This is a genomic window from Enterobacter sp. 22452 (assembly GCF_052045065.1).
Classification (GTDB): domain Bacteria; phylum Pseudomonadota; class Gammaproteobacteria; order Enterobacterales; family Enterobacteriaceae; genus Enterobacter; species Enterobacter mori.
This window is the reverse complement of the sequence record NZ_JBQEOB010000002.1, coordinates 291729-304507: the sequence shown is the minus strand read 5'-3', so window position 1 is coordinate 304507 and position 12779 is coordinate 291729. Positions and strand designations below refer to the sequence as shown.

The 12779-nt window shown below is 54.1% G+C and carries 14 protein-coding genes; 4 read left to right on the top strand and 10 right to left on the bottom strand.

From position 1 onward, the window contains the following. Window positions 1-24: 24 nt before the first annotated feature. Window positions 25-387 carry an NUDIX hydrolase gene (locus tag ACTJJA_RS06655; protein ID WP_440666951.1) on the top strand — a complete coding sequence of 121 codons (363 nt, stop codon included), beginning with the start codon at window positions 25-27 and terminating at the stop codon, window positions 385-387. 11 nt (window positions 388-398) lie between these two features. On the opposite strand, the gene ACTJJA_RS06650 is transcribed toward ACTJJA_RS06655, so the two are convergent. After that, the gene (locus ACTJJA_RS06650) at window positions 399-1691 is read right to left on the bottom strand and encodes a glycoside hydrolase family 28 protein (RefSeq protein WP_440666949.1); all 1293 of its coding nucleotides are present in this window, start codon (window positions 1689-1691) and stop codon (window positions 399-401) included. 100 nt (window positions 1692-1791) lie between these two features. Next, window positions 1792-2565: a DeoR/GlpR family DNA-binding transcription regulator gene (locus ACTJJA_RS06645; protein ID WP_440666947.1), complete on the bottom strand. Its 774-nt coding sequence runs from the start codon at window positions 2563-2565 to the stop codon at window positions 1792-1794. An 86-nt stretch (window positions 2566-2651) separates the two neighbouring features. On the opposite strand from ACTJJA_RS06645, the gene ACTJJA_RS06640 reads away from it, so the two are divergent. Together ACTJJA_RS06640 and tam are read left to right on the top strand one after the other, a co-directional pair. Beyond that, the gene (locus ACTJJA_RS06640) at window positions 2652-3236 is read left to right on the top strand and encodes an NUDIX domain-containing protein (protein ID WP_440666945.1); all 585 of its coding nucleotides are present in this window, start codon (window positions 2652-2654) and stop codon (window positions 3234-3236) included. Window positions 3237-3318: 82 nt separating this feature from the next. Next, window positions 3319-4077, top strand: a complete 759-nt coding sequence (gene tam, locus ACTJJA_RS06635) for a trans-aconitate 2-methyltransferase (protein ID WP_440666943.1) — start codon at window positions 3319-3321, stop codon at window positions 4075-4077. 8 nt (window positions 4078-4085) lie between these two features. On the opposite strand, the gene ACTJJA_RS06630 is transcribed toward tam, so the two are convergent. The 6 genes from ACTJJA_RS06630 to ACTJJA_RS06605 all read right to left on the bottom strand — a co-directional run bounded on the left by ACTJJA_RS06630 (window position 4086) and on the right by ACTJJA_RS06605 (window position 9555). Next, window positions 4086-5276: a cytochrome c biogenesis protein/redoxin gene (locus tag ACTJJA_RS06630; RefSeq protein WP_440666942.1), complete on the bottom strand. Its 1191-nt coding sequence runs from the start codon at window positions 5274-5276 to the stop codon at window positions 4086-4088. A 137-nt stretch (window positions 5277-5413) separates the two neighbouring features. Next, window positions 5414-6709 (bottom strand): sensor histidine kinase, encoded by a 1296-nt coding sequence (locus ACTJJA_RS06625; RefSeq protein WP_440666940.1) that lies wholly within the window; start codon window positions 6707-6709, stop codon window positions 5414-5416. After that, a complete protein-coding gene (locus tag ACTJJA_RS06620) occupies window positions 6706-7446 on the bottom strand; it encodes a response regulator (RefSeq protein WP_440666937.1) in 741 nt (246 codons plus the stop codon). The genes ACTJJA_RS06625 and ACTJJA_RS06620 overlap by 4 nt, the downstream gene beginning before the upstream one ends. 44 nt (window positions 7447-7490) lie before the next feature. Then, window positions 7491-8486 (bottom strand): alpha/beta fold hydrolase, encoded by a 996-nt coding sequence (locus ACTJJA_RS06615; protein ID WP_440666935.1) that lies wholly within the window; start codon window positions 8484-8486, stop codon window positions 7491-7493. 145 nt (window positions 8487-8631) lie between these two features. After that, complete coding sequence (locus ACTJJA_RS06610) at window positions 8632-9072, bottom strand: N-acetyltransferase family protein (RefSeq protein WP_440666933.1); 441 nt, start codon at window positions 9070-9072, stop codon at window positions 8632-8634. A 12-nt stretch (window positions 9073-9084) separates the two neighbouring features. Beyond that, window positions 9085-9555: an N-acetyltransferase family protein gene (locus ACTJJA_RS06605; protein WP_440666931.1), complete on the bottom strand. Its 471-nt coding sequence runs from the start codon at window positions 9553-9555 to the stop codon at window positions 9085-9087. 118 nt (window positions 9556-9673) lie between these two features. Here ACTJJA_RS06605 and ACTJJA_RS06600 point away from each other — a divergent pair, with 118 nt between their 5' ends. Beyond that, window positions 9674-10222 (top strand): GNAT family N-acetyltransferase, encoded by a 549-nt coding sequence (locus ACTJJA_RS06600; protein WP_440666929.1) that lies wholly within the window; start codon window positions 9674-9676, stop codon window positions 10220-10222. Here ACTJJA_RS06600 and ACTJJA_RS06595 read toward each other — a convergent pair. After that, entirely contained in the window at window positions 10210-11124 is a 915-nt protein-coding gene (locus ACTJJA_RS06595) for a bestrophin family protein (protein ID WP_010431145.1), read from the bottom strand. The two genes, ACTJJA_RS06600 and ACTJJA_RS06595, sit on opposite strands and share 13 nt — an antisense overlap. A gap of 201 nt (window positions 11125-11325) precedes the next feature. Continuing rightward, complete coding sequence (locus tag ACTJJA_RS06590; protein WP_440666927.1) at window positions 11326-12777, bottom strand: tagaturonate reductase; 1452 nt, start codon at window positions 12775-12777, stop codon at window positions 11326-11328. Window positions 12778-12779: the final 2 nt, after the last annotated feature.

The window sequence follows — 12779 nt, the reverse complement described above, 5'->3', positions numbered from 1 at the left end:
GCATTATCACTCACAGAGGTAGATATGACTCAACAGCTGATTTTAATCGCCGGACCCTATCGTAGCGGCACGGATGGTATTCAGGAACGTATCGATGCCAATCTGGCAAGATTAGAAAATGCAGCGCTTGCGGTGTACGAACGTGGGCACATCCCGGTCATTGGTGAATGGCTCGCCCTGCCGCTGGCGAAGGCCGCAGGGTCAACCTCGTTGCATGATGAAATCAGTGAAGCGATGCTGTATCCCGTTGCCCATCGCCTCATTGGTAAATGCGACGCGATTTATCGCATCGAAGGTGCATCAAAAGGCGCAGATATGGATATTGAGGTCGCCCGCAAGCGTGGTCTTCAGGTCTATACCAGCTTAGAGAGCATTCCTCTGGCCTGACGGAATACCCATCAACGCTCGTAGCTATCATTTATGTCCTGCGTGAGTTCGTTCGCGGTGACCAGGACATTATTGAAGCGCAATCCCTCAACACCCGATATTTTCCCAAACTCGGTGGCATCGACGGAAATATCGTCCAGCGTTAACCCGCAGACAGGACGGTCCGGATAGCCTTCGATAAAAAATGCACGAGAGAATAAGTTGCTGTCTGAACGGCGCGCGGTGATATTGCTAAGCGTCAGGTGGCTCACTTCAGTCAGACCCGCCTCTCCTTCTACCCCGTCAGCCAGTTTGCGCCAGTGCTCCGGCTTATCCTTCAGGTTGCCGCTATCACCGTAGCTGTACTGCGGGAACCAGTTCAGTTGGATAAGAACGGGGAAACGCACATTCTGGAGCCGCAAATTCCGCACCGTGATATGGCGGATAAACCCGCCGCGATTGCGGGCTGACTTAATGCGAAACCCAACACCCGTGCCGTTAAAACGGTTGTTTTCGATCAATACGTGCTCGATCCCACCGGAGGTTTCACTGCCCAGGGTGATGCCAGATCCCTTGTTCAACACGCATTCCCGAATAACAATGTCCCTGGCCGTACGGGCTTTTTGCACGGCCTCGCGCCCGCGGCCCGCCTTAATGCAGATATTGTCGTCATTGCAGGAAACCGTACAGCGCTCAATTCGAACCTGTTCGCAAGAATCAATGTCGATTCCATCGGTGCTTGGCCCCGCTGAATTAATGATACTCAGGTTCTCGACTGCCACATCGCGGGAATAACAAAGGTGAACGTTCCAGAAACCGGACTCGCCGCTGGTGAAATCCTTGAGCAGGATATTCTTACTTTCATACACCAGAACATTGCGTGGCCGCTGGCAATCATAGTCCACCACCCAGCGTAAACCGTTGGCGCTGTAGTCTCCGACCATGCCGCCGTGTTCATCATCTCCCCAGAATCGCTGCCACCAGATCCGCCCTTGCCCGTCGAGGGTACCCGTTCCGGTGAGGCTTACGTTCTGCGCGTTAATCACGTTGATTATTCCTGCTGGCCACCGCATATCAATGCCGGCAACCCGAGTGTCGATTATGGGGTAATCTTCCAGGTGCTGGCTGCCTAAAAGCACCGCACCTTGCGCCAGATGCAGCGTGATATCACTTTTAAGAAAAATGGCACCGGTAAGATAACGGCCTGCAGGGATCACCACGCTGTCGCCAGGCTGCGCTTTCGCAATAGCCTGCTGGATAGCCGTCGTTGAAATACGTTCAGCACTCGGATCTGCACCGAACGTTAAAATTGAGATGTCTGCCATGGAAGCCCTTATACTGTTGAAAATCAGCAGTATAAGAACTCGCTTAATCAATAACCTTTACCGCAAGGACAGCCTGACCAAAAAGCTGGCAGAAAAACGGTTATTCATGTGTCCGATCAGAGGTTTTAACGATCGTCACGCCCTTCTCGGTTATCGCATTTATCCAGGCCTGATCCGTGCCATCTTCCACAACCATCGTATTCGCCAGCGACACATCGCCGATCGCAAATGACGAGGCGGTATTAATCTTTTCAGGAGAAGCCAGCACAATGGTCTCCGCGGCTCTGCCGGAAAATGCACGTTTGATGCACGCTTCCTCGAAATCGCCGGTCGTCAGCCCTGCATCCGGGTGAATGCCCGTTACACCCATAAAGAACAGATCCGCATGTATGTTCCCAATGCCTTCGATAGCTGCCGCACCCACGGTGACAATCGAGTGCTTGTACAGACGTCCGCCGATCAGGATAACGTCAATCAACGGGTGTTCGACCAGACCCAGCGCAATACTCGGGCTATGCGTGACGACGGTAATCTGCAGGTCTGGGGGCAAAAACGTGATTAACTCAGCGGTGGTCGTGCCACCGTCGATAATCACCACTTGTCCTGCCGAAATAAGCTGAGCGCCCTTTCGGGCAACGTTTTTCTTCGCATCCATTTTCACGGTTTTACGCTCGGCAAAGGGTACTACCGCCGACGATGCCGGCAGCGCACCGCCGTGCACGCGCTGCAGACGCCCTTCTGCCGCCAGCTCGCGGAGATCGCGCCGGATGGTGTCTTCAGATACTGAAAAATGAACACTAAGTGCCGTCGACTGTACCTGACCTTCCGCTTCGAGTTTTTCCAGAATCAATTGTTTTCGCTGACTGGTGAGCATCGGACTTTCCTGATATTGCATGTTTTATCTTGAGGGTGCACGATAGTGCTGTTTATGATCTTAACTCTACGTAAGGAGAGACGAACGTGCAATCAAAACGCGCAGATATCCGCATTATCGAGAGCGAAACCCTATCCGATAACTGGTATATCCTGAAAAAATTTACCTTTGATAAACGACGCCGCGACGGCGAGTGGCAGCGCCAAAGCCGAGAAGTGTACGACCGGGGCAACGGAGCCACCATACTGCTCTACAATCGCGACAAAAAAACGATCATTCTCACCCGACAGTTCCGCTTTCCGGTCTTTATCAACGGTCATGAAGGCGATCTGATAGAGGCCGCTGCCGGGCTGCTCGACAATATGGATCCTGAAAGCCGTATCAAAGCGGAAGTCGAGGAAGAGACCGGGTTTACGGTGTCGCGCGTAGAGAAAATTTTCGAAGCCTATATGAGCCCTGGCTCGGTAACGGAAAAACTCTATTTCTACCTGGCGGAATATCACCCTCTGGATCAAATCGGTAAAGGTGGCGGAATCAAATCAGAGGGTGAAGATATCGACGTGCTTGAAGTGACGCTGGACGAGGCGCTTCGCGGCATTGAGACCGGCCAAATTGTTGACGGCAAAACCATCATGCTGATTTATCACGTCGCCCTGAATGGGATCTTATAAACATCGCATTGTCAGATACCTGCCGCTGGCGGGTATTTGCCTGTGCTATTCTTCCTTAATCCCGTGAAATGGAGCTGCGAACATGGCCGACTGGAATCCTTCTCTCTACCTGCAATACAGCGCGGAACGCACACGCCCTGCCGCCGAGCTTCTGGCGCGTGTTCCTTTGGATACGGTGTCCACCGTCGTTGATTTGGGGTGTGGTCCGGGCAACAGTACCGCATTGCTGAAGCAGCGCTGGCCGTCGGCACACATAACAGGGGTGGATAACTCTCCCGCCATGCTGGAGGAAGCGCGCAGCGCGCTGCCTGAATGCGACTTTGTAGAGGCAGATATTCGCCAGTACACACCACACCAGCCGCTTGATGTGATTTACGCCAACGCCTCTTTGCAGTGGATCCCGGACCATTACGATCTGCTGCCGCACCTGGTTTCGCTGCTTCGTCTGAATGGCGTGCTGGCGATTCAAATGCCCGACAACTGGCTTGAACCTACGCATATCTCAATGCGCGAAGTGGCTTACGAACAAGGCTATCCCGACCGTGGCCGTGAGCCGCTGCCCGGCGTGCATGCCTACTATGATATTTTGACGGAGGCTGGATGCGAGGTGGATATCTGGCGGACAACCTATTTCCACAAGATGAACTCGCACCAGGCCATTATTGACTGGGTCAGCGCCACGGGATTGCGTCCGTGGCTGCAAGATCTCAACGAAAGCGAGCGAAAAGCCTACCTGAAGCGCTATCAGGCGTTGCTGGAAGAGCAGTATCCGCTCCAGGAGAATGGGCAGATACTGCTGGCGTTTCCACGGCTTTTCATCGTCGCTCAGCGTCAACCCTGAGGTGACGTTCAGGAGCGGGCTTCTTTCAGAAGCTGTTGAATGACCTGCTCCTGTTTGTCGTAGTTACCCTCACCGAATGAGGTATAGCGTAGCTGTCCTTTGGCATCAAAGAAGTAATGCGCGGGCCAGTACTGGTTTCCAAATCTGTTCCAGATTTGATACTGATTATCCGCCACCACCCGGTACGGGAGCTGCCATTTATTGATCGCATTTTTTACGGACGAAAGCGGTTTTTCCCATGGATATTCTGGCGTGTGCACGCCAATCACCACCAGTCCCTGAGACTGGTACCTGTTGGCCCAGTCCCGGACGTGGGGAAGCGTATGCTGGCAGTTAATGCAGTCCCAGGTCCAGAAATCGATCAGAACCACCTTCCCTCGCAGTGACTCAGACGTGACAGGGTCACCATTTAGCCATCCGGTGCCGCCGCTTAATGACGGTAATTCACTGCTCGGCGCGCTGTCCACCACCGGCTGCAATTTCACGGTTGAGGTCGACGGTTTTGCCAGGTTTAACAGTGAGTTTTCTAGCCGATCGGCGATGCCATTTGCCCGTTTTAAGGCCGACGTCATCCCTGTAACGTTGAATGCCACCGCGGCCAACATCACTGCGCCTGCCGCCTGACGCAGTCGCGCCATTAGCGCCGATTTCGCCCTTAACGGCTGAATCAACTTACGGCCTCCGGCAACAAGCAATCCCAGCATCAGCGCGCATCCGCTTCCGTAGGCGATGAGCAGCGTGCCGGTGGTAAGGGGCGAGTGACCCGCGATATTGAGGCTGAAGATCGCGCCAAGAATGGGGCCCGCGCAGGGAGACCAGAGCAGGCCGACCGCGAGCCCGGCCAGAAATGCGGCAGACATCCCACGCGTTTGTCCGCTTCGGGTATTCAGCGCATTTCCGACATGGACCGCGGGTGTGGCAATACGCAGAGCAATTTGCGGAAAAATCAGCGCAAGGGCTGCGGTGGCCAAAATAATAAGTGCGATCCAGCGCCCTACCAGGGTGGCTTGCACGATCCACTCGCTGGCAGCCGTGACGGCCAGGGCCACCAGGGTGAACATCACAACCATGCCCGCGAGAAGCGCTGCGACGTGTCGCCGCTGCCCCTGAAAGCCAGCAAACAGCAGCGGAATAACGGGGAGCGTACAGGGGCTCAGCAGGCTAATCATCCCGCCTAAAAAAGCAATAATCAGAAACATAACGACCTCACATAACAGATTGGCTGCGTAGCTGCAGTGAGGTTATTTCAACGTGCTGATGTGTTCAGATGATGTGCAAATTTGTGCGATTTGTCTGCCACCGTATCGGTACGGCATGCAGATACAAAGCCGTACAATCAACGGCGCGGCAGCGTGACGGAAACCTCCAGTCCCCCTTCGGCGCGATTCGCCAGGCGAAGTTTCCCATCCAGCTGCGCGGTGAGCTGCGCCGCGATGGCAAGGCCAAGCCCGGTTCCTCCCGTATCGCGGTTACGGGACGTTTCAATACGATAAAAAGGTTGTAATACCGCATCAAGTTCGGCGTCAGGAATTCCAGGCCCGCCGTCTTTTATATGGATAACAACCTGTTCTGCCTGAGGCTCAATTTCAATCTCGGCGTAATCACCGAATTTAAGCGCATTGTCCAACAAATTGGTCATTACCCGCCGCAGCGCCTGGGGGCGAGTGACGATGGGCAGCCTTTCGTCGCTTGCCTGAAACTGCACGTTCTTACCGACATCCTGATAATCACTGGCAAGGGTATTTATCCAGGCGTTTAACTCCATCTTCACCGTGGCTTCTTCCAGAATTTCTGATGACCGGGCATAAGCAATACCCTCCCGAACCAAACGCGACATGTTGTCGAGGTCGTTAAGCAGCTTGTCACGCAGTACAGGTTGTTCGGCCATTTCAACGCGCAGCTTCATACGGGTTATCGGGGTCTGCAAATCGTGTGAAATGGACGCCAGGATCTGCCCGCGCTCGCGGAGGTAAGCCTGAATGCGGGACTGCATGGCGTTAAAGGCATGCGCGGCGCGCTGCACTTCGATCGGCCCCTGCTCGGACATGGCGGCATGTGACGACGGGTCCAGGGAGTCGACAGCGCGAGTAAACTGCGAGAATGGCCGCACCACCTGACGCACGGCAACCCACGAACAGGCGGCCAAAAGCAGCAGTTGTAAGATCAGCACCACGGGTAGCCAGCTGGCGACCGGCGGCATGCGGGGGATGAGATCAATCGTAAGCGGCGCACCATCGCTTAAGGTGATATGCGCCTGAATGTGCGACACCGGCCCGGCAACGGCCGTAAAATAAAGGGGGTAGTCTGCAGAAAGCGTCTCTTTGAGGGTGCGTACAGCATCTTGCGACCGCTTGTCCTGCGGGGCCGCACCCGGTTCGCCCGGCCCAAGAATATAGCGGTAATTTCCCCGGTCAAGCCGCGCCAGCCAGGCCGGACGTTCATTCGCCGGAAGGCGGTCAAGAATGGCGACGCTGGTAGCAACATCATATTCCAGGTTACCCAACATCACCGTGCGGGCGCTGCGCATGCGCTCCACCATAACCAGCGTCAGGCTGAGCGCATTAGCCAGTAGCAGCCCAACCAGCACAATAATCAGCAGCCGGGTCAGCAGCGAGCGCGGCCAGAGAGTCATTCGTTAACCTCTTTAATGGTCACCGGCATGGTGAAAACGTAGCCTTCACTACGAACGGTTTTAATGTAGGCCGGCGTTCGCGCATCTTCATTCAGACGCTGGCGGACGCGGCTCACCAACAGATCGATCGAACGTTCAAACAGTTCGGCATCTCGCCCCTGAGTCAGGTTCAGCAGCTGGTCGCGCGTCAAAACGCGTTGGGGATGGTCAAGGAAAACGCGCAGCAGGCGATATTCCGCACCGCTAAGCGCCACGATCGTGCCTTCCGGGTCGATAAGATGACGAGCAACGGTGTCGAGCTGCCAGTCGCCAAACTCAACCAACCGCCCTGCTTCGGTAACCTGCAGATTGGGCGGCATCGTGCGAAAACGCCGCATAATGGCTTTGATGCGTGCCAGAAGCTCGCGGGCAACAAAGGGTTTAACCACGTAATCGTCGGCGCCCATTTCCAGCCCCAGGATCCGGTCCGTCTCCTCGTTGCGGGCCGTCAGCATCAGTATCGGCAAATCTTTATGCTTGCTGCTGCGCAGCTGTCGACACAGCGTCAGACCGTCTTCGCCCGGCATCATCACATCCAGCACAACCAGGTCGACGTACTGTTTATTAAGCGCCGCATGCATCTCTTTCCCGTTCGCCGCGCCGGAGGCGTGATAGCCGGATTTAATGAGATAAGCGACAATCAGTTCACGAATATCCCTGTCGTCATCGACGACAAGGATATGATCAATATGCTCCACCGCAAGCTCCAGAATGAAGGGTAACGGATTGAAAATAGCACATTTTAAAGCGCGTCAGCGTCGACGACCGCTTTAACGAAATCCTGCGGATCTTCCTGGGGAGGATTGTGCCCGACGGTGGCACCAAAGGCTCGGTGCTCATATTTTCCGGTAAATTTACTGGCATAGGCCGCGGGTGCAGGATGCGGCGCGCCATTATTACCGCCCTCAATGGTGATCGTAGGCACGGTGATGTTCGGCAGCGTTGCCAGCTTCTGCTCGTAGCGGTCGTATTTATGCTCCCCTTTCTCCAGGCCTAAACGCCAGCGGTAATTGCTGAGCGTTACGGCAACGTGGTCTGGGTTATCAAGCGATTTGGCGCTGGCGTTAAATGTGGCTTCGCTGAATTTCCAGTCCGGCGAAGCCTGGGTCCAGATCAGACGCGCGAAATCATGGGTATTTTTAGCATAGCCTTCCGCGCCGCGTTCGGTTGCGAAGTAGAACTGATACCACCACTGAACCTCGGCTTTCGGCGGCAAGGGCTGTTTGCCTAAGGCCTGGCTACCGATAAGATAACCGCTCACCGAGACCAGCGATTTAACGCGCTCTGGCCATAACGCGGCGACGATATCCGCCGTGCGGGCCCCCCAGTCGTAACCCGCGAAAACGGCCTGCTTAATGTTCAGCGCGTCCATCAGGTTAACTACGTCTTTCGCCATGGCGGAAGGCTGACCGTTACGCGGTGTTTTATCCGAGATAAACCGCGTGGTGCCGTATCCGCGCAGTGAAGGCACGATAACGCGATAGCCTTTTACCGCGAGTGCGGGCGCCACTTCCGCATAGCTATGAATATCGTAGGGCCAGCCGTGTAACAAAATCACCGGCTGACCGGTTTTCGGTCCGATGTCGACATAGCCGACGTTGAGATCGCCAGCGTTAATCTGCTGAGGGTGATCAAATGCCGAGACGAAATCGTTGCCCGTGGCTTCTGCCTGGCAGGACATGACGGTGCCAAGAGAAACGGTCAATGCAAGAGTCGAGTAAGCGAGTTTGCTAAACATGTTGATATCTCCGGTTGTGTACATTTCACGGGGATATAACAACATGTCACTGTATAGCGGATATGTGCGAAAGCGGGTTTATTGCAAGCCTGTGTATGTATCCGGGACGCTGATACAGTGTGATACAAACACAGGCGATTTGACGTTAAAGGGTTATGCGGTATCGGACGTAATCGTCAGCCTCACCATATTTATCATAGAGTTTACGCGCCGGGTTGCTCTCCCGGGTGACCCAATACAGTTTTGACCACCCTTCGCGCTGGCCTTCCGCAATCAAAGCATCTATCAGCGCCTTTCCTGCTCCCGCCCCGCGCTCTGCAGCATTCACATAGAGATCTTCCAGGTAGCAGATGGGGGCTGTCGACCAGGTGCCTTCATGCAGAATACACATCGCGAAACCGATAACCTGTTCATCCTTCTCTACAACCCGGCAAAATAGGGGTGAGTTATCTGAGAGCGCCCTTTCCCACGTCGATGCGGTAACAGATTCATCGAGGTAGCAATCATAAAAATGGGTATAGCCATCCCACAGCGGTCGCCACTGGGAATAGTCATCTGCGCGCAACGATCTTACCGTGACAGCCATGTGTTCCTCACATTACAACGTGATTGCCATTTCAAAACAGCGTAAATCAGCACCCGCCATACGCGAGTGATGATGCTTTTCGCCCAGCGTGACAAAACCGAGCTTATGATAAAACGACCGGGCGTTTGGCGTCGAATCGAGCAGCAAGCGCGTAATTCCACGGCTGCGGGCTTCGTTGATCAGTGCCTCGACGATCCGTGTCGCCATTCCTTTACCGGATGCTGAAGGTAAGGTGAATATCGCCTCCAGGCTATGCGTATCAAGATCGAGATAACCCGTCGCCGCGATGTCACCCTTTTCATCTTCCACCACATAAAAGGGGTAATCTATGATCATTTTTCGATAGTGTTCGGGCATAAGGTCGGGCGTCCAGCGCGCAATCACATCCGCGTCGTAACTGGTTTTACAGCCGTGACGAATCGCCTGATTGCGAATATCCCAGAGTATTTCGGCTTCCTGCGGTTTAGCCTGTCTTAATTTCATCGCGACCTCTGCAAATGTGAGTAGTATGGGAAAGAGAATTTGCTGGGATAGAGCGCAGTAAAGTTGAAAATACCAGAACGCAAACAAAAGCATAACGCTTAAATATGGAGATCCGCAGATGACGATACCGACGCTTACGACAGAACGCCTGCTGCTGAGACCGCTGGTTGCTGAAGATGCCGTCCAGATTCAAGAGCTGTATCCGCGCTGGGAAATCGTACGCTATATGGTTTCTTCGGTGCCCTGGCCCTACCCGGAAAACGGTGCGGAAAGCTATGTCAACAACGTGGCGCTGCCGGATATGGAAAAAGGGATTGCCTGGTTCTGGAGTATCCGGCGTCGTGAAGCGCCGGATCGACTCATGGGTATTATCTGCCTCTACGATGTCGAGGATAACAACCGTGGGTTCTGGCTGTCGCCGGAGTTTCAGGGGAAAGGGTTTATGCGCGAGGCCAGCATTGCCGCGACGGATTATTGGTTTAACGCGCTAAATAAACCCGTTTTACGCGCCCCGAAGGCTGCCGCCAATAGCCGCTCCCGACGTATTTCAGACAGCAGCGGCATGCGGTTAATCAGAACGGAAAAGAAAGCCTACGTCAGCGGAATGCTGGATTCCGAGTTATGGGAGATTACCCGTGACGAGTGGAATGCCCGTCAGGTCAGCTGATAGTGTTTATCCGGGAACAACCTTTCCGGAATGTTCTCTTCATCGTTCATCTGCAGCAGATCGCGTTCCATCATGTTGCAGATGGCGTCCAGCGGCAGATCGTTATCTTCGGTGCCAAACGGATCTTCGAGCTCTTCCGCCAGCGTATCCAGCGAGATAAAGGTATAGGAAATCAACGCGGAGACGAACGGCGTCATGTAGTGCAGATCCACAACCAGTGCAAACGGCAGCATGATACAGAACAGATACACCGTGCGATGCAAAATCAGGGTGTACGCAAACGGCACCGGTGTTGTCGCAATGCGCTCGCAGCCGGACAGGACAATCGACATATCGTTCAGACGGTTATTCAGACTGTGGAACAGGATATCTGACAGCTGCCCGTTACGACGCCGTACGGCAAGCCACTCCCCCATGATCAGTAAAATACGGTTCGCCGGAGAGTTGGCGTCCATCACTTTACGTAAATCCTCTGCCGCCAGATAAGGTGAAAGCTGTTCTGCGTTTGTTTCCCGGCGCAGCGTCATGCGTAAACAGTTGGCAAAGGCAATTTGCAGGCGCACAAACTCACCCAGATGTTTATCGTCGGGTAAGGTGTTTTTTACCTCGCGAAACAGCGAGCGTGCCGCTATCATCAGTTGCCCCCAGAGCTGGCGAGCCTCAACGTAGCGCGAATAACAGGCGTTGTTTCTGAAACCGAGAAAGATTGCGATCGCCACGCCAAGAATGCTAAACGGTGCGACGGTAAATTTGATGCCAAGCGAGGTATACCACGGCAGCATCAGGATGACGGCGATGGAAAGCAGGAAGTTGAGCAACAAGCGGGTGTAGATTTTCGGCAGAACCGAACCGTGCCAGACAAATATCAGTTGTAGCCAGTGCTGTTTAGGACGAACAATCATAGTCAGTGTCAGAAAGGAAAAGAGCGAGGCTATTAAACGTGATCCCCCTCACAGTTGCAAGCATGTTAATGGAACATTGCATTTTCTCCACTGGCAAGCCTAAACCGCACGGAGTTGACGTCTTTTTTTAAAAACGGAGTAAATAGTATGTTGTAACTAAATTAGATCGTAAAAATACCCGACCGAAGCCGGGTAACCGTGTTAGCAAAGTTGTTTTACCGCTTCACGCATCCCCTGATGCAAAATGGTTTCAAGGTCTAACGTAACCTGTTCTACCAATCCCTTCACCTGCGTCAAATCCTGCTCCCAGTGATTGCTTTCACTCAGCACCGCTTCCACCAGTGAACGGGTATCGATCTGCTTATCGTGGTGCTGTGCCCAGAGTTGCTGATAGCGGGTCAACCAGTGCGCATCATCCTGTACCGGATAGCGTTCGCCATGACGTTCACCCCGGTAAAACGCAATCAACGCGGCCAGCGCAAACGTCAGACGCGCGGGTAATTGACCCGTCGCCTGCTGCCCCGCCAGCAGTTGCGGCAGGATACGCGTGCGGTATTTGGTCATCCCGTTCAGGGCAATCGACAGCAGCTGATGCTTGATGTAAGGGTTACGGAAACGGCCCGTCACCGCACTGGCGAACGACTCCAGCTCTTCGCGCGGCAAATCCAACACAGGAATAATTTCCTCGTAAATCGCTTTTTCGACGAACGCACAAATCTCAGCATCGTTCATCGCTTCACCAACCGTATCCAGACCGGCCTGGAAGGCCACCGGTACCAGCGCGGTGTGCGCCCCGTTCAGGATAGCCACTTTGCGCTCTTTGTACGGCTTAATGTCATCAACGATGAGCACGTTCAGCGGGAATTTATCCAGACGCAGCTCGGCGGCAAGTGATTTTGGCCCCTGAATCACGAACAGATAGAAATGTTCAGCGGTATCGATAAATCCATCGTGATAGCCAAGCTGAGCTTCCAGCGATGCCGCTTCGTCACGCGGATAACCGGTAACGATACGGTCAACCAGCGTAGAGCAGAAGCTATTGGCGTCATTCAGCCACTGGATAAACGCCTGCGGCAACGCCCACTCCTGCGCATAGCGCAGCACCAGTTCGCGAAGTGCTTCACCGTTGTAGTCGATAAGCTCGCACGGAATGATAATCCAGCCTTTGTCCACTGCGCCGTTAAAGTGGCTAAAGCGCTCAAACAGCAGTCGCGTCAGTTTCGCCGGATAGCTGACCGCCGGGGCATCGTCGAACTTGTCAGCGGCGTGATAGCTGATACCGGCTTCCGTGGTGTTCGAAAAGACAAAACGCATATCGGGGTTGTGGGCCAGCTTCAGAAACTCATCATATTGACCGTAGACGCTGATTTCACGGTTCACGGAGCGGATAAGACGCGCATCGCTTACCGCCTCGCCCTTCTCATTCAGACCCCGAATGATGGTGGTGTACAAACCATCCTGGGTGCTGAGCGATGGCGGGAAATCGCTCTGGATCGGGCGAACAATCACCACACCGGCATTAAGATCGGTATGCTCGTTTAACAGGTCGAATTGCCAGTCAACGAACGCACGCAGGAAGTTACCTTCGCCAAACTGAATGATACGTTCAGGGTAGAGAGCACCGGGGAAATCACGTCGGTTGAGTGTGTTCACAT

Excerpts from the sequence above, each read along its gene's own strand:
- tam (WP_440666943.1), top strand. The coding sequence starts at position 3,319 with ATGGCCGACTGGAATCCTTCTCTCTACCTGCAATACAGCGCGGAACGC.
- ACTJJA_RS06625 (WP_440666940.1), bottom strand. The coding sequence starts at position 6,709 with ATGACTCTCTGGCCGCGCTCGCTGCTGACCCGGCTGCTGATTATTGTG.
- ACTJJA_RS06650 (WP_440666949.1), bottom strand. The coding sequence starts at position 1,691 with ATGGCAGACATCTCAATTTTAACGTTCGGTGCAGATCCGAGTGCTGAA.
- ACTJJA_RS06615 (WP_440666935.1), bottom strand. The coding sequence starts at position 8,486 with ATGTTTAGCAAACTCGCTTACTCGACTCTTGCATTGACCGTTTCTCTT.
- ACTJJA_RS06600 (WP_440666929.1), top strand. The coding sequence starts at position 9,674 with ATGACGATACCGACGCTTACGACAGAACGCCTGCTGCTGAGACCGCTG.
- ACTJJA_RS06605 (WP_440666931.1), bottom strand. The coding sequence starts at position 9,555 with ATGAAATTAAGACAGGCTAAACCGCAGGAAGCCGAAATACTCTGGGAT.
- ACTJJA_RS06645 (WP_440666947.1), bottom strand. The coding sequence starts at position 2,565 with ATGCTCACCAGTCAGCGAAAACAATTGATTCTGGAAAAACTCGAAGCG.
- ACTJJA_RS06630 (WP_440666942.1), bottom strand. The coding sequence starts at position 5,276 with ATGTTTCTGATTATTGCTTTTTTAGGCGGGATGATTAGCCTGCTGAGC.
- ACTJJA_RS06655 (WP_440666951.1), top strand. The coding sequence starts at position 25 with ATGACTCAACAGCTGATTTTAATCGCCGGACCCTATCGTAGCGGCACG.
- ACTJJA_RS06610 (WP_440666933.1), bottom strand. The coding sequence starts at position 9,072 with ATGGCTGTCACGGTAAGATCGTTGCGCGCAGATGACTATTCCCAGTGG.
- ACTJJA_RS06595 (WP_010431145.1), bottom strand. The coding sequence starts at position 11,124 with ATGATTGTTCGTCCTAAACAGCACTGGCTACAACTGATATTTGTCTGG.